The sequence below is a fragment of the Phycisphaerae bacterium genome (genome assembly GCA_035384605.1).
Classification (GTDB): domain Bacteria; phylum Planctomycetota; class Phycisphaerae; order UBA1845; family PWPN01; genus JAUCQB01.
Window position 1 is genome coordinate 1 of sequence record DAOOIV010000028.1, and the last position, 21,346, is coordinate 21,346.

A 21,346-nucleotide genomic window follows, 5' to 3' on the forward strand; every position below is an offset into this window, starting at 1 on the left:
GGTCCAACACCCCGAAAAAAAACTAGAATCGCCCTTTGGTGTTCAACTTGGGCTAAAGGCGGGCTGATAGGCCGGCCCTCATACGGCCGGTCGGTGGTCGCCCGCGGTTCTTCTTCCTTTCTGTGGTCTCAGCCCGTTTCAATGGGCTTAACTGACAAGGACAGGCCTGTTAAAACGGGCTTGATGGGGTAACACCGTGAAGGGGGAATTGGCCGACCGTGAACCGGTCGTAAAACGACCGGAGACCGCTGAAGCGGTCTGGCTTGCGTTCGCGACAACCGGGTCAGCCGCCAGAAGTGCCGCCGCTTCTGTCTCATCGGCCCCGCCAGACCATCTTCGTGCCCGGCTACTTGACAGCGCCGATCACCCAGGTGGCCACGGCCATCAGGAAAGTGGCGACGGCCGCCAGCCCCACAACGGTCCTGCACGATGGACCCAGTCCGGCGACCGGCTTGTCCAGGATAATGAGTACGTTCAGCAGAACCTTGGCGGCGACTTGCCCGAAAGAGCGAATCGCGCCGCCTTGCACTGATTCAGTCGGAACCTCAACGGCCTCCTCGGCCACCTCTGCCACAAGGTTGCCCCCGGCCTTGGGAACGGTTTCGGTCGCCTCGGAGACCTCGGAAGCCGAGCCGTCCCCGCCGTCCAGTAACATGGCGTCGATGTCACCTGCGGCATCCTTCACGGACTCCCCGCGCGGAACATTCTCCTCGGTTTTCCCCGCGGGTGCTGCGTCGGTTTTGTCGGTCGGCTGCGGCTCGGCGACTTTGTTCGGTTCAATGATGGTCTCTTGCGGTTCTCCCGGTTCGGGCGGAGGAGAAGCAGGCTGTGTGATGCTGGCCGGAATGCTTGTGCCGTCCGAGGACATCTCGGCCAACAGTGTTTCCAGTTCGGCCAGGTCCGAGTCGATCCGGTCGAGCGCAGCCTCGGTTTCGGCCGGAGGTGTGCTCGCATCGTTTGAAGCCAGGACTGATGCTTGATCGGGAATCGTGGAACCTTCGCCGGCGGGGGCTTCAACAGGGTCAGTGTGTTCTGTAGGCGTCTGGTCCGTCGGCTGGTCGGCTTGTTCGGCGGAAAGCCTTGCTTCGCCCGGAAGGGAACTGTCGGCCTGGCCTGCGGCGTCGCTCTGGTCGCTCACCTCGGCGACAGCCGCCGCCAACGCGGCTTCAATTTCCTCGGGGCTCATTTCAGCCGCGGAAACAAGGCCTGCATCATTTTCCTGCTTGTTATCTGACATGCTCAGCGTCTGCTCCAAGCCAACCAAATCCCGCTCTGATCAAGGCCTCACTACTCATCGGTCATGGTGTTGGACGGCTTCATTGTCACCCTTCAACGGGGCCCCGATAATACCTGCATGCCCGAGGCAAGGTTTCACGTTGCCGATCTCAGCAACACGGACGTGGTGCTTACCGAGCAGGAAAGCCGCCATGCAAGCCACTCTCGCCGCCTCCGACCCGGCGACCCGGTGGTGCTTTTCGATGGCCACGGAACAGAGGCCGGTGGTCAGATCGCCACCGTGTCTCGCTCGGGCGTACATGTGCGGGTCCTCCGGACTTGGACCCGACCACGGCTTCGGCCTGTCGTGACGCTGGCCGTCGCGATGCCCAAAGGCCCCAGGCAGGACTTTCTGGTGGAAAAGTGTACGGAGCTCGGCATCGCCGCCCTGTGGCCTATTCAGACTACCCGCAGCGTATCCCAAGTCTCCGCTCACAAGCTGAACAAGTGGCGCCGAACGGCCATCGAAGCAGCCAAACAGTCGGGGCAGGCTTGGATTCCTGAACTGAGCCCGCCGCGGCAGCTTAATGAAGCCTTGGCTCAGGCTGCCGACTTCGACCGACTGCTCATTGCGGTTCCGGATGCGGAAATCTCATCGACATGGGCCACCACGGTCGCCGACGCCCGGTCTGTGCTGGCCTTCATCGGTCCTGAAGGCGGGTGGACCGACTCTGAGCGGTCCGCATGCCTCGCCAAAGGCTGCCGCGCCGTCTCACTGGGCCCCAACACCCTGCGCATCGAGACTGCGGCCATTGCCCTTGCTGCCATCCTGCATGCCGCCGGGGGTAAACCACTGCAGTCGGACAACGCCCACGGTAGTTGAGGCTTCCTGAGGTGTCCAACACCCTGACCCTCGGTCTGCCGCTCTGCCGCTTCCTGTCCGACGGCTGTCGTTCGATCTCTCTAAATGCCCCATGCTTGGCCGGCCTCCCCCGAACGTCCTATTATTATGTTGATGACGACCGGCGACCATGGCAGGCATGCCGATTCCGGACGGAGCCTTGATCCGGCGTCTCTGTACAAGGATTCGGGCCGACAAAGGGGGCCGAAGCACATGTCCGGCAAACCAACCACATTGAGGCAGCTCCGCGAGAGCGGCTGGCAACCCAAGACCGTCAAACGCGAGATGCATGACAACTTCCTGCGAATGCTGCAAAGCGGCGAGGAGCTCTTTCCCGGCATCATAGGATATGAGGACACCGTCATCCCCGAACTCAATATCGGCCTGCTTGCTCAGCACGATATGCTGTTCCTTGGCGAGAAAGGCCAGGCCAAGAGCCGGCTCATGCGCCTCTTGGTGCGCTTCCTCGACCCCGAGATTCCATACCTGGACATCCCCGACTGTCCGGTGCACGAGAACCCTTATAAGCCGATCACCGCGGCTGGCAAACGCTTTCTGACCGAGCACGCCGAGAAGGATGTGCCGATCGCCTGGTGGCCCAGACGGCAACGCTATGCCGAGCGGCTCAGCCCGGGCACGAAATTCGCCGACATCATCGGCGAAATTGACCCCGCCAGGCTCGCCGCGGGAACCAGCCTCTCCGCCGAGGAGGCCCTGCACTTCGGCCTCATCCCCCGCATGCACCGCGGGATCTTCGCCATGAACGAGCTGCCCGAGCTTGACGAGCTCGTTCAGGTCGGATTGTTCAACATTCTCGAAGAACGCGACGTCCAGATCCGCGGCTTCCCCGTCCAATTCGATATCGACGTGCTGATCCTGTTCTCGGCAAACCCGGCCACATACAACCGCAGCGGGAAGGTGATCCCGCAGCTCAAGGACCGGATCGGCACGGTCATTCACACGCACTACCCGCGACGCCGCGAGGTCGGTATCCAGATCATGGAACAGGAAGCTGGTATCTGCCTAGATGGCGAGTTTCCGGTACGGGTGCCGGTGTTCATGAAGGAAATCATCGAGCAGATGAGCATCTGTGCCCGGCGATCGAAGTATGTCGACCAGCAGTCGGGCGTGAGCGCTCGCTTCAGTATCGCCAACTACCGCACCATGGTCGCCAGTGCCCGGCATCGGGCCGTGCGCCTTGGTGAACGTCCGGCCGTCCCCCGCATTTCGGATCTGGCGCACCTGCAGGCCTCGTCGCTGGGCAAGCTGGAGCTGGATATGATGGGCTCGCACCAGATGTCCGAACGCCAGGTGCTGGATGCGATCCTGGCCGAGGCCGTTCGTATCGTGTTCGATGAGTACGTCGATAGGCATGGCCTGGAGGAGATAACCGACGTCTTCAGCAAGGGCGTGAAGATCGAAGTCGGTGACATGCTGCCCTCCTCACAATATGCCGAGCGGGTGAAGCGGATCCCGAAGATTTGGGAAAAAGCGTTCGAGGTCAATCCGGCCGAGAACGATGCCGTACGCGCCTCTTGCGTCGAATTCGTGCTGGCCGGACTGTACGCCAAGGACCGGATTTCGCGCAGCCAGCATCATGGCAGGATCACTTATGAGCTCTGATCGCATAGCCCGCTCGAATGATCGGCAGCCTCTCGGTGGAGTGATCCACACCTACCAGAAGTTCAACCCGAAGAGCTTCCCCAGCCCGACATCGCCCCCGCCGGACGTCGTTTCCCCGGCGTTTCAACACATGTTGGTCTACGGCAGCATGCGCGAGCTGACGGAAGAAGAGCTGGCCCGTGCCATCCACATTGACCCCCGGCAGATCGCCTCGCTGGGGCCAAGCCTTGAGTCGCTGATCGCCATGCTCCTCGAGCGGAAACGCAAGATCCTTGCTACCTACGAGACCGAAACCGTTCAGCAGGAGGTTCGCGACCGTTGGCAGAAGGAGTACCGCCGCGTCCGCATGCCCAAGCCCCTGACCGGCACGTACTACGCCGCCGTTCGTGGCGAGCAACTCTATGACCTCGAGCGGCTTTGGTACCGGATCGAGCGGAAGCGTCCCGACATCGCCGCCCGGCTGCTGACATTGATGGATCTGCTCGGGCAAAAGTACCAGGTGGACGAGCTGGCCGCGAAATACGAGTTCACCGGCCGGACGCCGATGGACGTTCCCGCCGCCCTGACCGTGAAGGAGGAACTGGAGGCAATCGACCGCCTCCTGGAACAGCTCAGAAAGGCCGCGGAAACCGGGCAAATCGGCCTGATCGATATGGAGGCTCTTGCTGAGTTTGCCGAGCCCGGCGATATGGAGCGTCTCAACGCCCTGCAGCAGTACATCCAGGATTACCTGCGCGAACTGGCCGAACGTCAGGGCCTCGAAAAGACCGAGGGCGGCTACCGCCTGACGCCCAAGGCCATGCGGTTGTTTCAATCTCGGCTGCTCCAGGAGATCTTCAGCGACCTTAAGGCCGCCCGCTCCGGCCGGCACACCGGACCGATCATTGGCGAAGGACCCGTTGAAATACAACAGACCAAGACCTACGAGTTCGGCGACTCGCTGACCCACATGGATATCCCGGCCTCCATGATCAACGCCATGATTCGTCAAGGTCCCGGTGTTCCGGTACGCATAGGACCCGATGACATCGAAATCCACCGGACGCGCAACAACCCCAAGTGCGCCACTGCCGTTGTGATCGACATGAGCGGTTCCATGCGCTACGGCGGCCAGTACATCAACGCCAAACGCATGGGCCTGGCGCTCCATGGCCTGATCCGCACCGAGTACCCCGGCGACTTCCTGCAATTCATCGAGATGTATACCTTCGCCAAGCCGCGGCATATCTCCGAGCTGCCTGGCCTGATGCCCAAGCCGGTGACCGTCACCGACCCAACGGTCGCCCTGAAAGCCGACATGAGCCGACCGGAGCTGACCGAGTTCGACATTCCGCCGCATTTCACCAACATCCAGCACGCTCTGCAGCTTGCCCGGCAATACCTCAGCGTCCAGGACACACCCAACCGTCAGGTCGTCCTCCTGACCGACGGCCTGCCGACGGCACACTACGACGGCAACTTCCTGTACCTGTTGTATCCGCCTCACCCGCTGACCGAAGAGGCAACCTTGCGGGAAGCCGGACGCTGCGCCCAAGAGGGCATCACGATCAACATTTTTCTGCTGCCCAACTGGGCACAGTCCAGCGAAGACGTGCAGTTTGCCCACCGGCTTGCCGAATCCACCCGCGGCCGTGTGTTCTTCACTGGCGGCCGGGACCTCGATCGTTATGTCCTCTGGGACTACGTCCGCCGCCGTCGCCTGATGATCGCATAAGCTCCGAGCATGCGGTATCATGTTCCCCGGGTCCTTCAAGACGAGGAGAATACCGATGAGTCCGTTCTGTTGTTGCTGTGTATCGCTCGGCTTGGTCTGTCTCACTTTTGCATCGCTCGATGTCTCTGCCGCCGAGCCGCCGGCTGCCGACGCAGCCAGACGCTTCATCGCCGAATACGAGGCGTCCATCCGTCCCCTTCAGATTGCCTCGGCCCTGGCCGACTGGAATGCCCAAGCCTCCGGCAAAGACGAGGACTATAAGGCCGCCCAGGAAGCCCAGAACAAGCTCGACGCCGCCTTATCTGATCCTGCGGCCTTCGCTCGCCTCAAACAGGTGCGCGAGGATTTGGGCAAGGTCCAACCCAAGCCCGATAGCTTGCTCGCTCGCCAGATCGAGCTGCTGTACCTCGAATACGCAGCCAAGCAGATCGATACTGAACTGCTCAGACGCATCACCGCAAAGGCAAGTGCCTGCATGCAGGCCTTCAATGTCTATCGCGCGAAGGTCAACGATCGCGAACTGCCCGACAGCGAGGTCCGCAAGGTTCTTCGCGAATCACGCGACAGCGCCTATCGCCGGGCCGTCTGGGAGGCTGCCAAAGGCGTCGGCTCGGTCGTCGAGAAAGACCTCAAGGAACTCGTCAAGCTCCGCAACCAGGCCGCCCGCAAGCTCGGGTTCACCGATTTCTACGAAATGCAGCTTCAGTTCGCCGAAATGACCAAGTCCGAGGTCCTCAAGCTCTTCGACGAACTCCATGAGCTGACCCGCGAGCCGTTCCGCGAGGCCAAGAGCCGACTCGACGCCGGACTTGCCGCTGATTACGGCATCCCGGTGGCCGAGCTACGCCCCTGGCATTACCACGACCCGTTCTTTCAGGAGCCACCGGCCACTTATACGGACCACCTTGATCCCATCTATCAATCCGCCGACGTCGTGAAGCTGGCCACGGAGTTCTATGCTGGCATCGACCTCCCCATCGATGACGTGATCGCCCGCAGCGACCTCTACGAACGCCCCGGCAAGTATCCCCACGCGATGTGCATGGACGTTGACCGCGACGGCGACATTCGAATCATGGCCAACGTCGTGCCCAACCATCAGTGGATGTCCACCATGCTCCACGAACTGGGCCACGCCGTTTATGATAAATACATCCCGCGGTCTGTGCCCTACGTCCTGCGAACTCCGGCGCATTCATTTACCACCGAAGCCGTCGCCATGCTCTTCGAGCGGGTTGCCGACCAACCCGCCTGGATGCAGTCGGTCGGCCTTAAGGTGCACGACCCCAAGGCCATCGCCGAAACGACCGACCGCATGCACCGCGATCATGTACTCATTTTCGCCGGCTGGTCGCAGGTCATGGTTCGGTTCGAAGCAGCCCTCTATGCCGACCCCGACCAGGACCTTAATCGGCTCTGGTGGGACCTCGTCGAGAAATACCAGCTTGTGAACCGGCCGGAAGGACGCAATACCCCTGACTACGCCAGCAAAATCCATATCATCAGCAGTCCGGTGTATTACCACAGTTACATGATGGGAGAAATGTTCGCCTCACAGCTTCACCACACCATCGTCCGCGATGTGTTGAAGGCAAACACGCCGACGCCGCTCTACAGCGGCCGGAAGGCGATCGGCGACTTCATGAAAGAGAAGGTCTTCGGCCCCGGCGCAAGCCTGCGGTGGGATGCACTCGTCCGCCACGCCACCGGCCGGGACCTCAGCCCCAAAACCATGATGGCCGAGATTGGCGGCGATGAGCGTATGTCCGCAACAGCGGATTGACCTCGCGTTGCCTCAGAACCTCCCGTCCCGGCTCTGGAACTTGGTGGGCTTATTCAACGTGCGCCCGCCGATGCTGACCCAGTGGGCAACCCAATCGATCATCCGCTCCAGTGGCACCTGCGGCGGGCCCATCATCTTGTGATACCTGGCCGCGTTGCTGAGCAGGGCGGTGGGGGCCTCGGTTCCGGTCAGGACCGGCTCCTTGCCCAGCCGACGCCCGAACTCGGCGGCAAGCATCCGAACCGAAATCGTCTCAGGACCGGTAACGTTCAGGATAAACGGCGGGCAGGCACAATATCGCAGACTCCGCAGGATCGCCGCGTTCGCGTCGCCCTGCCATATCACGTTCACATGACCCATGGTCAGATCGATCGGCTGGCCCGTGAACACCTTCGTTGCCACATCCATCAGAACGCCGTATCGCAGATCGATCGCGTAGTTCAGCCGAATCAGCGAGACCGGCGTGCCGTTCTGTTCGCTGAAGTACTGAAACATCCGTTCGCGGCCAAGGCACGATTGGGCGTATTCCCCCACCGGGCCCACCGGCGTCGACTCATCCGGTCCCGGCCCGTCCGTCGGGCTGAACGCGTAAACGTTGCCCGTCGACAATGCGACGATCCGCGAGCAACGGAACCTCACCGCAACCCGAGCCGGCAGATAGGTGTTCATCGCCCAGGTCAGCGGCTCGTTGCCCGTCGAGCCGAACTTGCGCGCCGCCAGATAGATGATATTCGGCACGTCCGGCAGCGACGCCAGGGCTTCCTCATCCAGCAAATCGGCGGCAATCGTCTCAATGCCGTCGGCTTCGAGCCGGTCGCGAACGGCCGCATCGGTGAACCGGGCGACGCCGATGATCCGTGATTCCCGCCCCGCCTGATCCCACGCCCGCCGGGCCAGCCGAGCCATCGTCGGCCCCATCTTGCCGGCCACACCGAGCAACAGCAGATCGCCCTCCACGCGAACCATGTCTTCGACCAGTCCCGGCGACGGCCGGGTCATTACTTCCTCCAACTCTTGTTCCGTTTTGATCCGCTCGGGCAGTTCCATGTGTGATGGCCTCCAGTCAGGCATTGGTCGTGAGTGTACGACAGCGCAAGCCTACCGCCAACAGGAAAAGGCTCTGTGACGCAGGCCATCCTCGCGGTTGACGCGGTTAGCGCGAACGCAAACTTTTGAAGCAGACCGCTTCAGCAGTTCTTCCCGACCGGCAAATGGGCCGGCCGTTTTACGACTGGTTCATGGTTGGGTAATTCCTACCTTCCTGGTTGTGCGTTTCTTAGCCCGTTGAAACGGGCTGACAATATGAAAACGACGAAGAGTTGCGGGCGACAGCCCACCGGCCATAGAACGACCGGCCTATCAGCCCGTCCGCCTTCGGCGAGATCTGCCGACCTTTGGCGGGAAACCCCCCTGAAGGGAGTTGATCGCCAAACCTGCAGCGGTCGACATGCCCGCCCAGACTGTCACACACTCCCCGCAGCAAGGCAAGTCCCCCGGGCTGGATTCGACCCCGGATTCAGGCGAAAATGCGCGCCTGTCTGAGCAGAGACGGACTTCACGGAGCTTGACCGGCATGTACGGATCTGACAACGCGCCGATCATCCTGGGCATTGAGACCTCCTGTGACGAGACCAGCGCCGCCGTTGTCATCGGCTCGCACAAGGTCTTGTCCAACGTCGTCGCCACCCAGTTCGATGTCCATGCCAAATACGGCGGCGTCGTCCCCGAGCTGGCCTCGCGAGCCCACATCGAGAACCTCGACGGCGTCATTCAGGAGGCCATGGCCCGCGCCCACGTCACGCGGCAGGATATCGACGCCATTGCGGTGACCAATCGGCCTGGCCTCGTCGGCTGCCTGCTGATCGGCGTCACCGCCGCCAAGACCCTCGCCTTGGCATGGAGCAAGCCTCTCGTCGCCGTCAACCACGTGCACGCCCACGCTTGCAGCCCGGCCATCGACCTGCCCCCCAACAACCCCGAACCCTGGCCTGCCGTAGCCCTCGTCGTCAGCGGCGGCCACAGCAGCCTGTTTCTCGTCCGAGACCCCCTGAACATCGAGTTGCTCGGGGCGACCATCGATGACGCATCCGGCGAGGCCTTCGACAAGGTGGCCACAGTGCTCAACCTCGGTTTCCCCGGTGGCCCAATCATCGAACGCATCGCCCGCGAGGGCAACCCACGGGCCTGCAAGTTCCCCCGAACCATGCTCGGCCGCGATTCGCTCGATTTCAGCTTCAGCGGTCTGAAAACCGCGGTTCTGTATCGCGTCCACGGCCCCGGCAGAACCACCGGCGGCCTCGAGCGATTGAGCCGGCAGGACGTCGCCGATATCGCCGCAAGCTTCCAGGAGGCCGTGGTCGACGTGCTGGTCGCCAAAACCATGCTCGCCGTCGAGAAAACAGGAGTCCGCACGGTCATGGTCGGCGGGGGGGTCGCGGCCAATGGCCAACTGCGCACCGCTCTCTCAACCGCCTGCAGCCAAAGAGAAATCAGCCTGTACCTGGCCCCCATGATATACTGCACCGACAATGGGGCTATGGTCGGCGCATTGGCTGGCTACTTCCTCCGGGCCGGGCGAACCGACTCACTCGCTGTCGATCCACGGGCGCTCATGTGAAACCGAGGGTTGAGAATTGCGAATGGAGAACTGGCAATTGATGACAGGAGAAGTCCACGCCATCGGATCCTCCAGGAAGCATGTCGCCATACTGCTGTCCGTCTTTCTGTTCGCGGTCGTATGTGGATGTGCGCCTACGCCGGTTCTGATCAACCCGGGCTTCGAAATCGCAAGCCCTGAGGGCACGCTTCCCGGTTGGACGATCCTGACCGGCCTCGATCCCCATGGCTATGGCCCGCCGGCATTTGACCGGCGGTTTGATGACGTTGCACCCGCGCAGGGCCGACGCGGCTATCGATCCGACCATTGCCTGTCGTTTCCCTCGGACGGAGCATGGGCCTGTCCGGTCTTTGCTCACAGCAACGGCGACGGCCAGGGAATCAACGGCAAGCTCCTCGGCAAAGCGGCAGCCTTTCAGACTGTCAATGCGTCTCCCGGCCGCTACCGACTCAGCGCAATGCTGCGCACGGCCGACGGTCACCTCTTTTCCGCGTCCTTCTCGTTGGGCGTCAATATCGGACCGCCGGTCGCCTACGCCAACGACGACAGTACCGGCATCCGCTGGACAAGCCACGATCTGGCCATGGCAAGAGATGCCCTGCGCGGTGTCCGCGAAAGGGGCGAGTGGTGCCGATACGAAAGCGAGCCGTTCAGCATCGATCGCTTCGGCCCCGTCACCGTATGGATCCGCTTCAACTACGCCAACGAAAACCAGTTCCTCACCCGCTGGCAGGTCGACGATGTGGCGATTGAACCGCTCAGGACAGACGCCGAAATGGTCCGACCGACGGCCGTCAATTGCCCGCCTGTTCCGGAACCCTTGCGAATGCGTGAGTTCTGCGGAGATCAGGATGCCTTTCTGGCCGATGCCGGCGATTCAGTCGTCGTCGAGGCCCCCGAGATCAGGCTCTTCCGCAAAGCTCGCCAGATCCCACCCGGTGCCCGCGTCACCTACCGTTTCCCGACCCGGCAGATGGCCGGACCGCTCAACATTTTCGTCTCCGCTGCTGGACCGGCTAGGGTACGTGTCCACAATTCTCTGTCCGAGCTGACGTTCAATGCCGGAGGAACTGATCCCAAGCGCCCGGTCGCATGTGAGTGGAAGGTGCCAGGGAGGGTCGTTGGCGGCGAAGAAACATGCGTCACCGTCGAGCCCCGTGGTCAACAGTCCGTGCGCCTCTACGAAATCGAAATGGGACTGCGGGCGCGAACGATATGCCGGCTGCTCCGTGTCGAGGCAGACGCTGTGTCGGTTCCCTGGGTGATCGGAAGCTGGGATGCTTCATCCGCCGAATTCGCCGAAAAGCCCAACCAGCAGTCTTGGCCGTCCAGCTCTACACAACATCTGGTCCCGCTGCCTGTATCAAACCACAGCGTCGCGATGGAATCTGCCGCGACCCCCTCCGGCCGCTGGAAACTCCGGTTCATGCACAAGCCCGCTCGCGGCCATCGCTACTACCTCGTGCATGGCCTCATCGGAGGAGCGTCGTCTCTTGACGTCGGCGACGACGGCATCATCGACTGGAAATCCGAGAACAAGGGCGAAGAGATCGTCGATTTCGATGCGACGGACCTGCTCGTCCCCGGGATGAACACCGTGATCATCGATGCCACCGGCCAGTATGACTTCGCCGCCATGATCGACGTCTGCCCTGGTGCAACCGACCTCTCCCGCCTGCAGCTCGTATTCGAAGGCGACCAGCTCGCCGAGCGACTGACCCGCGTGGCCGACAACACCTGGTTCTGGCTCCGCGAGTTGCACTACGAACCGAACGGCTTCGTCGACGCCTCGATCCCCAAGGGCCACTGGTACGGCCAGTTCTGGCCGGTGGATATCGCCTTCGCTCTCCGCGAATGGATCGGCTGGGGCCGCCATGAGGAAACCGTGGCAATCGGCCGGTTCATGGCACACTACGGTTGGCACGGACATCCCTCGAACCGCTCCGGCGGTGTCGACAACACGGCCGGCAACATTCTCGCCACACAACTTTGCGAGATCATCCGCCGATGCGACTTCGACCCCCACGTCACCGAGGTGATATGGAAGACCATCTCCGCCTATGCCGACGAGGTCGCCGCCAAGGCAAATGATAACCCCTACGGCCTCATCCGCGGCACCAACTGGGAAAACGCCGGCAACCGCGAACACGGTCCCTGCTACGCACTCTCCACCACGTTGGGAGCGGCCGCAGCCTTGCGAAAAGCAGCCGCAATCGCCGAAAGCCTCGGCGACCCCACGGCCGCCGGGCAGTGGCGCGAGCTGGCCGCAAACCTGCGGTCCGCAACATTGAAGCATCTGGTCCTGCAGCAGGATCACAAGTGCCCCACGGGCTTCGTCCTGCCCAAAGGCACATGGGCCTACGGCCTTCGCGTGGACGGCACAATCGAGGATCAGCCCTTGGCCGGATACTTCTGGGCCGGCGGCGCGCCGATCGAGGTCGATGGACTGATGCCCCCGGCCGACCGCGAACTCTACGACGTCTATGACCGCACCCTTCAACTCGCCGTTCCGCTCATGGAACGTAAAGCTCGCGGCGTTGTATCGCGATATGCGGATTCATACGACGGTCCCGACGCGCTCATCGCCGTCGCTGCACTCTGCGACCGTATCGACTCCCTCCAGCCGCTTCTCGAGGGCCTCGCTCGCGACACGGATGTACTCGATGATCGAGGAAGCGAATTCGCCGAGTTATCTCGCTGGGCCGGCGGTGGACCGGGCGGCCCCGAGGATACGAATCTCGTCTGTGCCGCCGGCTTTCTCTACCCGCTTCGGATTCTGGCGGGTATCGACGACCTGCTCGCCGATGGGCGACAACTGTCCCTCTTCCCGCGATTGCCGTGGAACTGGACCGGTCTCCGCGTCAACAATTGGCCCGTTCGCTGCCGCGACGCCGACGGCCGTGAAACCTGGACGAGTCTCACGTACAGCGTCCGTCGCAGCGACGCGTACTGTGGAATCAAGGTGCATACCACGCATTGGGTTCCGGGCGCGCCAATCCGGCTCGGTCCGTTCCCTCCAACAGGGAAGGCTTTGCCTCTGACGGTAAATGGAAAGCCGACGGATGCCCGCTTGCACGTGTCGGGAGACGCAGCATGGCTCGCGGTGGAAGTGGACGTCGGACCGGCAGATACGGTTATCGAGGCTGGGTATCCCTGTGACGGGTGCAGTGCGGATCGTGGTGTACCAGCCTCAAAACGCCTTTACGGCATGACCAGCTCGCGCCGGGGTTTGCCTTCGATGGTGAGATTCACCTTGCCTTCAAGGCCCTGAATCCAACGCCGGAAACGCCGGAACCCGCCGACCGGCTGGCCGTTCACAGCCGCGATGACGTCGCCCGGACGAAAACCTGCCTTATCGGCCGGGCTGCCGGCCACAACCACCGAGACCACCGGGCCCGTGGCCGACTCCGGCAGGGCGAAGCGGGCTCGTGTCTCCGAGTTCGCGACCGAGAACGTCATCCCTCGCCAGGTGAAATCCGGTTCAATGTTCACGCCCCGGGCCGGCGCCGGTCGTAGCCCCGGCACAACATCCAAATCCAGCGACTGGCCGTCTCGCACGATCGAAAGCGGCACTGCCTTGCCGATTCCCGACATCGCAACAAGACGTACCAGCTCGTCCGCATTGGCAACCGGCTTGTTGTCGAAACGCAGAATCGCGTCTCCCTCCCTGAGCCCGGCCCGCTGGGCGGGTGATTCCGGCTCTACCGACGAGATGACGATTCTCGCGCTCGCACGACCGCCTATTCGCGGACGATTCCGATCCTGAAGATGAACGCCAATGTACCCGTATCGGACCTCCTGACCGTCGACCAACTGATCGATGATCCCCCGAGTGTCCTTGCCGAGCGAAATGGCATACCCCACGCCGTCGCTGCCGCCGGAACGCGAGGAGACCGCTGTCGTTATGCCGACCACCTCGCCCTTGAGATTGACCAGAGGGCCGCCGCTGTTGCCCGGATTGATCCTTGCGTCCGTTTGGATCAGGTTGCCGTAGTAGCGATCGGGATCAAGCTTTTGAGTGAGATCCTGACCCAACGCGCTCACGATGCCGAATGACATGGCCGCACGACCGTCGCCGTCGAAAGCCGTGCCCAGCGGGTTCCCCATGACGATGACGAAATGACCCTGCTGCAACGACTCAACGTCACCCCACACGGCTGGCTTGAGGTTCTCGGCGTCAATCGACAGGACTGCCAGGTCGCTCCGCGGGTCGGTCGTCATCCCCTGGACGATGTAGCGGTCTCCGGTCGACAGAATGCACTCGATCCTGTCCGGATCGACGTCATGAACGACGTGCTCATTGGTCAGGATCAGCCCCTGTCGGTCGATGATGACGCCGCTCCCGATCGACGGCACGAGCACCCCGTGCACCGAGCGGCCCCTGCCCGACGGCAAGGTCGTCACGCTCGCATCAGCGTGCGGGGCGGCAAATCGGCGCAGGGCCCGAATCGCAACCACGCTCGGCCGAACCTCCTCGGCCACGGCCGCCAGCGTGTTCTGCAACTGCTCCACACGCAGCAGATCCTCAGCCGATGGGCCCGCGAGGACCGATACCCCCGGCACAACGCCGACGATAAGCATAACCCACATGGTCAAACGAAACATCGCCGTCCTCAGCAATAGCCATCAAGTCCATCGCAGCGACGCTATTATACCCGCGACGCACCGCAATGAGCGAAGTAGGACCGTCACCCTCGTCGGCCATTTCTGTCCCAAAGGTGAACCGAGAGCAAGACAGATTGCCCCAAAGGGGCACCATGTATGTGGTGTTTACTCCCTTTGGCGGGTTGCAATATCTGCTTCTGCCCCAAAGGGGCACAGGTATGTAGCCAGGGGCGCAAGCCCTTGGGACAGGACAGATGACCCGGACAGATCAGCCCCGCAGGGACGGCAGAAGGTTCGGTCCGGAACCCCTCCCGCTTGGTCCAGAATCCTTTCTGGACCGCTCGGTCGAAAATCCCCTCGGTCCAGAATCCTTTCCGGACCGCCCTCTGATCGGAATCTATCCCACGTTGCAGACTCATTGACAATGGGAATCGTCAGAAGGATTGCCCCAAAGGGCCACGGGTGTGTTGTGTTTCCTCCCCTTGGCGGGTGGCGGTATCTACTTCTGCCCCAAAGGGGCACAGGTATGTAGCCAGGGGCGCAAGCCCCTGGGAGCCTTCGACCGATCAGCCGCGCCGATCATCGCGCCCCCACCCTTGCCACGGCGACAACGATCCGCCCGCCCGGCGTCAACCGCCGGCGGGTTGCGGTAACGGGCGCATCGCTGTAGCCTCGGCGACGTACGCGGGGCTTTCAAGAGGCAATGCTGCCCGCGAGGCAGACTCGCGCAGGCTGAGGCGGACAGAAGACCGACCATGGATCTGCGATTGCCATTCGTGAGAACAGTCGGCGTCGCCGTAGCGGCCTGTTATGTGCTGACGATTGGTGCTTGTCATGACGATGGCCGCCGGGTCGAGTGGATCACAAGCGAGAGTGCTGAGTTCACCATCACGGTCGCAGGCACGGCGGACCACCACCGTATGGGCCCGGGCTGGAAGAGCGACCCCGGCTCAACCCACAATCCCACTCGGCTGCTCATTATCAATAACCGCGGCGATCGGTCGGTGATCAACCCGCGCATTGTGGTCGATGGGGCACCGGACTGGTTTGACATTCATCACATTGTATGCCAGATCGTGCGCCCAGGCATGACCGATGAGGAAAAGGCTTTTGCCCTCTGGCAGTGGATTCGCCGTAATCTCAGCGACGGCCCAACCTACGGCAGCCCCCTTTGGGGCGACACGCGCAGCATGACCCGGTTCATGAACGCGTGCGGCACGGGGGCTTGCGGAACCTACCACATCGTGATGCCTGTCATCGGCAAGCACGCCGGCCTGCGAACCTTCAGCGGCTGTTTCGCCGACTGCAGCCATGCGGTTCAGAAGGAGTTCTTCGACGGCCAGGAACGATTCCTTGACGCTCACATCCCGCACGAGGAGGGTCAGCCGGGGGGGTGGTTCGCCCTCAAGCTCAACAATGCTGAGTTAGCTGGCGTGGACGAGATCATGGAGGATCGCCACCTGATCGACCGGGCTGGCGCTGGCCCCGGCCGCGCGGGCTACGTCGCCTACTTCGGCCCCGGTTGCGGGTTTCATGAGGAAAAGCCGGCGCTCGATCCGCGCGACATGGGCATGATTCTTCGTCCCGGAGAGAGCATCGCCTGGCAGTGGACGATGCACGCACCACCGTGGCAGAAAGGCGATCAGACGAGCAGAGCAGACCGACATGGCTCAGGCTACGTGAAATTCCGCCCTCGGCTCTCGCAAGAGCAGGTTCGATACTGCGCGGACACGACGGAGAACCTTCACTTCATTGAACGACAGGGCGACGAGGCCGTCGTCCCCCTCGACGTCTCAAAGGCGGCGACCGTAGTCTATCGTCTGTACTGCCCGTACATGATGACGCGGGCCGCGGTGGAGGGACGATTTGAAACCGGCGACGCCGGCACCGCGACGATCGAATACAGCTTCGATGGCCGCGATTACAGGCCCGCTTGGCGTTCCACGAGCAGGGGCATGCACGAACCGCAGGTCGAACTCCCCGATGACGATCGTTTTCATGAGCCGGTGTTCACCCACGAGCTCTGGTTCCGGATTACTCTTGAGGGCAGACAGACATGCTTGAGTGATCTGAGGCTGCGTGGCCATTTCCAGGCATACCGACCGTCATTGCCCAGTCTGCACGCAGGCAGCAATCGCATCCGGTTCTCGGGCCGATTCGATCCTGATCCAGGCGATAATCCCGCCTTGGCGAAGGCCGTTGTGGTTGATTACTGGTGGCGGGATTTGCCTGACCTGCCCGTCCCGAGGCCGCCTCCGGCACCGGTGCACCCGGCCCCCGGCGGGCAGTTCGGCTTCAACGAGACCCTGCGATGGCGGCCCGCCGAGGTGGCCGGGCAGGCGGGAATTGCCGGTTACGAGGTCTACGTTTCCGCTCGTCCCGACCTGGCTTGGCCGGTCATGCCGAATACGCATCGACTCATCGGCTCACCTGATCCCGCTACGGCACTCGTATCCCCGGATGTCCTCCGTCACGGTGCGACATACTACTGGCGCGTTCGCGGGCGAAGTACGGACGGCATGTGGGGCGATTGGAGTCCGACGTGGTCGTTCGTGGCGGCGGGGCCCGGTGTCCCACGCGATCTGAAGGTCACATACGACCAGCCCACAGGAGCCACATCCCTTAGCTGGTCGCCGCCGGCTGAGGGATCGCCCGTGGATCATTACGAAATCTACGGCAGCAGCGAACACGGCTTCTCGCCGTTGCGCTCGAACGAGGAAGCACGTGTTCACGGCGGGGTGGTCCGACGGCCCAAGACCCTCGTCGAGGTGACACGGGATAGCCACTGGGATGCGTCGGCCCGGACGGAGGTGTTTTATCGCGTCGTGGCGGTCGACATGCAGGGCAACCGCAGTGCTCCCACGGCCGTCGTCAAAGTTCCTTCCCCGGCGTTGCTCCCGGTCGATCTGCCCCCAGCCAGGGTTGGTCACGAATACCGCTTCAAGCTGCCCGCGCGACTCCGCACCGGCCGCTTCGCTTTGTCATTGAGAAAAGGCATCATCACCGATGGCGCCGACACGCCGAGATTCGCGCTGGCCGATATCGAATCGCTCAGGATCGATCCATCAACAGGTGAATTGAATGGTACCCCAATGGTCGTGGGAAACCACATCCTGAAGGTCCATCTTGAGGACGGTCGGGGCGGCAAATGCGATCGCCAGTACGCGCTTGTCGTGCAACCCTAGCCTGTGGGCTGTCAAACCGGCTCTAATCCGGTATCATGCCCCTTGGCTTGGGGCGAGGTTGCCTGGCCATGACTGGTTCGCTTTATCAACGAGAGAAAGGAGATGGATATGAGGGCTTTCGGAAGGATCTCTGGAACCATGGCTGCTGCATTGGCCGCGGTTGGCTTCTGGTGTGCCCAGGCGTCCGCCCAGCAGGCGGAGAAATTCAACGGCCTCCACTTGAGCTTGGGCAATCTGTCACGATTGTCGGACGCCAAGACCCGCTCAATTTCCCCTGAGAACTTCACCGGCGAGAAGGGCAAGGGCGGCATGGCCACCGATGGGACCGGCAAGAACGCCGCCCGCGAACTCGGCCAGGGCTGGAAAATATCGCCCTCCGTGCGCATCAAGGCCAACACCACTTTCACGTTGGCCGATATCAAGGGTTCGGGGGCGATACAGCAGATCTGGATGACTCCCTCCGGACATTGGCGGTTTCTGATCCTTCGCATCTACTGGGACGGCGAAACCGAGCCGTCGGTCGAGGTGCCCGTCGGCGATTTCTTCGCCTGCGGATGGAACATGTACGCCCAGGTCAGCTCGTTGGCCGTTTGCGTCAATCCGGGCAGCGCGTTCAACTGCTATTGGGTCATGCCGTTTCGCCAGTCGGCCAGGCTGACCCTCGAAAACCTGAGTGACAAGGACGAAACGGTCTATTACCAGGTGAATTACACGCTGACCAGAGTGCCCGAGGACGAAGGCTACTTCCACGCCCAGTTTCGACGCAATAACCCGCTGCCCTACAAGCAGGATCATGTGATCCTCGATGGTGTCAAAGGCAAAGGCCACTATGTCGGGACCTACATGGCCTGGCAGTCGAACAACGTCGGTTGGTGGGGCGAAGGCGAAATCAAGTTCTTCATGGACGGCGACAAGGAGTTCCCGACGATCTGCGGCACCGGAACGGAGGACTACTTCTGTGGCTCCTACGGATTCCACGCCAAAACCGCCGACGGCAAGACCGAATACCGCGAGTACACGACCCCGTATGCGGGTATGCCTCAGGTGATCCGGCCCGACGGCCTCAACGAGTCCCAACAGCGATTCGGCTTGTACCGCTGGCACATCATGGACCCCGTCCGCTTCGAGAGCGACCTGAAAGTGACCATGCAGGCCCTCGGCTGGCGCTCCGGCGGACGATATCTGCCCTTACAGGACGACATTGCCTCCGTGGCCTACTGGTATCAAACCGAGCCGCACGCGCCGTTCCCCAAGCTGCCGGACAAGGACGGCCTGGAGGTCAATTAGTCTCTTCCGTCGGGATTGGTGCGCATTTTGCGCGCATGTTTCTTGATCGCAGAACGTTTGGGTTGCGGCCCGCAAAAAGGCGGTCCGCCTTGGAGGCTGTTAGTCCCCGGCTTTCATTCTACTGACGACCCAAGGGTCGAGGAGGCTTTCACGTGGACAAACAAGAACGAATCGGACGACGCAATGTGCTGAAATGCTCGGCTGCGGGGTTGGCCGCTCTGTCGGCCTTGTCCGGAGCCATGTCCGGCTGCAACGCGAAGTCGGAAAGACCGGCTGTGGCTCCCAAGCAACAAAGCCGGACGCCACCCGGCGAACGGGTCGTGGTGGGTGTCATCGGTACGGGCGGACTTGGGTTGGGACACCACATTCGGGGTTGTCTCCTGCCCAATGATAACTTCGAGGTTGCGGCGGTCTGCGACGTCGACCGCAACCACCGCGATGCCGCGGCCAGGATGGTAATGGAAAAAACCGGCAAGCGGGTCGCTGCTTACGAAGATTTTCGGCACCTCATCGATCGCAAGGACATCGATGCCGTGCTGATCGCCACGCCGGATCATTGGCACACCATCCCCGCGATCATGGCCGCTGAAGCGGGCAAGGACATTTATTGTGAGAAGCCGTTGACCCTGACCGTCAACGAAGGAAAGGCCTTGGTCGCCGCCGTGCGCCGATACGGTGTGGTCTTTCAGACGGGCAGCCAACAGCGGTCGGACAACGCCTTCCGAAAGGCCTGTGAGCTGGTCCGCAGCGGGGCGATTGGCAAGCTCAAGAGAATCGACACCGTTCTCCATCCTGTTCCCAAGGGGCAGTGGCAACCGGTAACCACCCCTCCGCCCAGCCTCAACTGGAACTTCTGGCTCGGCCAGGCCCCATATGTCGACTACTCGCCCAACCGCGTCCATTACCAGTTCCGCTGGTTTTACGACTACAGTGGTGGTGTCATGACTGACTGGGGTGCTCATCACAACGATATCGCCCAGTGGGCCAACGGCACGGACGGCACCGGGCCGGTTTGGGTCGACGGAACCCGCGCTACCTTTGCTGAAAGCGGTATGCACACCGTTCCCTTGACCTTCGACGTTCACTACAAGTACGCCAACGGCGTTGAGCTCTGGTGCCACACCAATGACCAGACCTACGACGACGGAACGAAGTTCGGCAACGGCGTGAAGTTCACCGGCGAAAACGGGTGGATCTTTGTTGCTCGGGGCAATCGCCTTCAGGCCTCGGATCCGGACATCCTGGACGTCGAGCCCGCCGTCAAACTCTACAACAGCAGCAACCATCACCGGAATTGGCTCGACTGTATCAGGAGCCGGCAGCGCTGCATCTGCGACGTGGAAATCGGGCATCGTTCGGTGTCGATCTGCCACATCGGCAACATCTCGATGCGGCTCGGCCGGGCGCTCAACTGGGACCCCGCGACCGAGCAGTTCGTCGCGGACGAGGCCGCAAACCGGATGCTCAGCCGGCCGATGCGCGCGCCGTGGCACCTGTGACCAGGGTGCCACCGGGCCGCCCGCAGAGGGCCCCCTGGGATGCCCTGGGCGGTTCAATTGCCGGTGCCAGGATGGAAGATGGATGTAACAGGCTTTGAATAGATGTGACCGCGTAAGCGGAGGAGTCACAAGATGGCATCGATTAGGGAGTTAATTGTGCAATTCAGCGGTGAGCAGGAGGCCGCATACAAAGCATATCGACAGGTGGAACTGATGGTCGCCAAGGCCAATGCACCGGGCAGCGAGGCCGAGCGGACCCAACTCGCGGCGGAACTGACCGAGCAACTGTGGGCCCTGTCCGAGGCCAAGAAAGACGACAAGGGCAATGATCTGCCGCGAACGCCCACCCATCCCGTGGCAACGAGGATCAAGATCCTGCGTCTGCTTCAGGGCATGGCCGGCGATAAGGAAGTACCGGCGATCGCCAAGGCGCTCGACGAACTCGAACTCCGGGAGGATGCCCGCTGCACGCTGGACCGCATTTCGTCACACGAGTCCGACAAGGCGCTCGTCAACGCCTTGGACGCCGCCGTTGGGGCGGAATTCCGAGTGGGTATCGTGTCTTCCCTGGCCGCTCGACCGAACGCTTATGTGATGGCCGCCTTGCAGAAAGCAACGGCCGATTGCGATCCGGAAGTCGCCTTGGCCGCCGTCGAAGCACTGGCCAACTTCCCCGAACCGGCCAACGACGAGTTCATTGCCAACGCCGCCCGGTGCTCCTGCCCGGTCGCACGTCGCCGGGCACTCAGCGCCCGTGTGCGATTCGCCGAGAACCTGGCTAGGTCGGGTGCAAAGCAGGCCGCCAAAAAGGTCTATGCTGCCATCGCGGCCGGTGACGCCGACGCCCCGCAGAAAAAGGCCGCCGAGATGGCCCTAACGGCCTTGTGAAGCAGTTGACGCTCAGCCACACAGTAGCC

13 protein-coding genes are annotated in these 21,346 nt (G+C 62.2%); 10 read left to right on the forward strand and 3 right to left on the reverse strand.

Features of this window, described 5'->3' with window-relative positions; all coding sequences use genetic code 11:
- Window positions 1–346: 346 nt before the first annotated feature.
- Window positions 347–1,237, reverse strand: a complete 891-nt coding sequence (locus PLL20_08625) for a hypothetical protein (protein HPD30043.1) — start codon at window positions 1,235–1,237, stop codon at window positions 347–349.
- Window positions 1,238–1,354: 117 nt separating this feature from the next.
- On the opposite strand from PLL20_08625, the gene PLL20_08630 reads away from it, so the two are divergent.
- From PLL20_08630 to PLL20_08645, 4 genes are all read left to right on the forward strand, one after another.
- Window positions 1,355–2,098 (forward strand): RsmE family RNA methyltransferase, encoded by a 744-nt coding sequence (locus PLL20_08630; protein HPD30044.1) that lies wholly within the window; start codon window positions 1,355–1,357, stop codon window positions 2,096–2,098.
- A gap of 231 nt (window positions 2,099–2,329) precedes the next feature.
- Complete coding sequence (locus PLL20_08635; GenBank protein ID HPD30045.1) at window positions 2,330–3,739, forward strand: magnesium chelatase; 1,410 nt, start codon at window positions 2,330–2,332, stop codon at window positions 3,737–3,739.
- Window positions 3,729–5,453 (forward strand): hypothetical protein, encoded by a 1,725-nt coding sequence (locus PLL20_08640; GenBank protein HPD30046.1) that lies wholly within the window; start codon window positions 3,729–3,731, stop codon window positions 5,451–5,453. The genes PLL20_08635 and PLL20_08640 overlap by 11 nt, the downstream gene beginning before the upstream one ends.
- Window positions 5,454–5,508: 55 nt before the next feature.
- Window positions 5,509–7,236: a M2 family metallopeptidase gene (locus PLL20_08645; protein ID HPD30047.1), complete on the forward strand. Its 1,728-nt coding sequence runs from the start codon at window positions 5,509–5,511 to the stop codon at window positions 7,234–7,236.
- Between the two features lie 12 nt (window positions 7,237–7,248).
- On the opposite strand, the gene PLL20_08650 is transcribed toward PLL20_08645, so the two are convergent.
- Window positions 7,249–8,283, reverse strand: a complete 1,035-nt coding sequence (locus tag PLL20_08650) for an NAD(P)-dependent oxidoreductase (GenBank protein HPD30048.1) — start codon at window positions 8,281–8,283, stop codon at window positions 7,249–7,251.
- A gap of 526 nt (window positions 8,284–8,809) precedes the next feature.
- Between PLL20_08650 and tsaD the strand changes: the two genes are divergently transcribed.
- On the forward strand, window positions 8,810–9,853 hold the full coding sequence (gene tsaD / locus PLL20_08655; GenBank protein ID HPD30049.1) for a tRNA (adenosine(37)-N6)-threonylcarbamoyltransferase complex transferase subunit TsaD: 1,044 nt from the start codon (window positions 8,810–8,812) through the stop codon (window positions 9,851–9,853).
- A gap of 22 nt (window positions 9,854–9,875) precedes the next feature.
- The gene (locus PLL20_08660; protein ID HPD30050.1) at window positions 9,876–13,124 is read left to right on the forward strand and encodes a hypothetical protein; all 3,249 of its coding nucleotides are present in this window, start codon (window positions 9,876–9,878) and stop codon (window positions 13,122–13,124) included.
- On the opposite strand, the gene PLL20_08665 is transcribed toward PLL20_08660, so the two are convergent.
- The gene (locus PLL20_08665) at window positions 13,055–14,458 is read right to left on the reverse strand and encodes a PDZ domain-containing protein (protein ID HPD30051.1); all 1,404 of its coding nucleotides are present in this window, start codon (window positions 14,456–14,458) and stop codon (window positions 13,055–13,057) included. The two genes, PLL20_08660 and PLL20_08665, sit on opposite strands and share 70 nt — an antisense overlap.
- A 755-nt stretch (window positions 14,459–15,213) precedes the next feature.
- Here PLL20_08665 and PLL20_08670 point away from each other — a divergent pair.
- The 4 genes from PLL20_08670 (at window position 15,214) to PLL20_08685 (ending at window position 21,317) form a co-directional block, all read left to right on the forward strand.
- Complete coding sequence (locus PLL20_08670; protein HPD30052.1) at window positions 15,214–17,643, forward strand: fibronectin type III domain-containing protein; 2,430 nt, start codon at window positions 15,214–15,216, stop codon at window positions 17,641–17,643.
- 138 nt (window positions 17,644–17,781) lie between these two features.
- Complete coding sequence (locus tag PLL20_08675) at window positions 17,782–18,930, forward strand: DUF2961 domain-containing protein (protein ID HPD30053.1); 1,149 nt, start codon at window positions 17,782–17,784, stop codon at window positions 18,928–18,930.
- Window positions 18,931–19,082: 152 nt separating this feature from the next.
- Entirely contained in the window at window positions 19,083–20,429 is a 1,347-nt protein-coding gene (locus PLL20_08680) for a Gfo/Idh/MocA family oxidoreductase (GenBank protein ID HPD30054.1), read from the forward strand.
- Window positions 20,430–20,561: 132 nt separating this feature from the next.
- Entirely contained in the window at window positions 20,562–21,317 is a 756-nt protein-coding gene (locus PLL20_08685) for a hypothetical protein (GenBank protein ID HPD30055.1), read from the forward strand.
- Window positions 21,318–21,346: the final 29 nt, after the last annotated feature.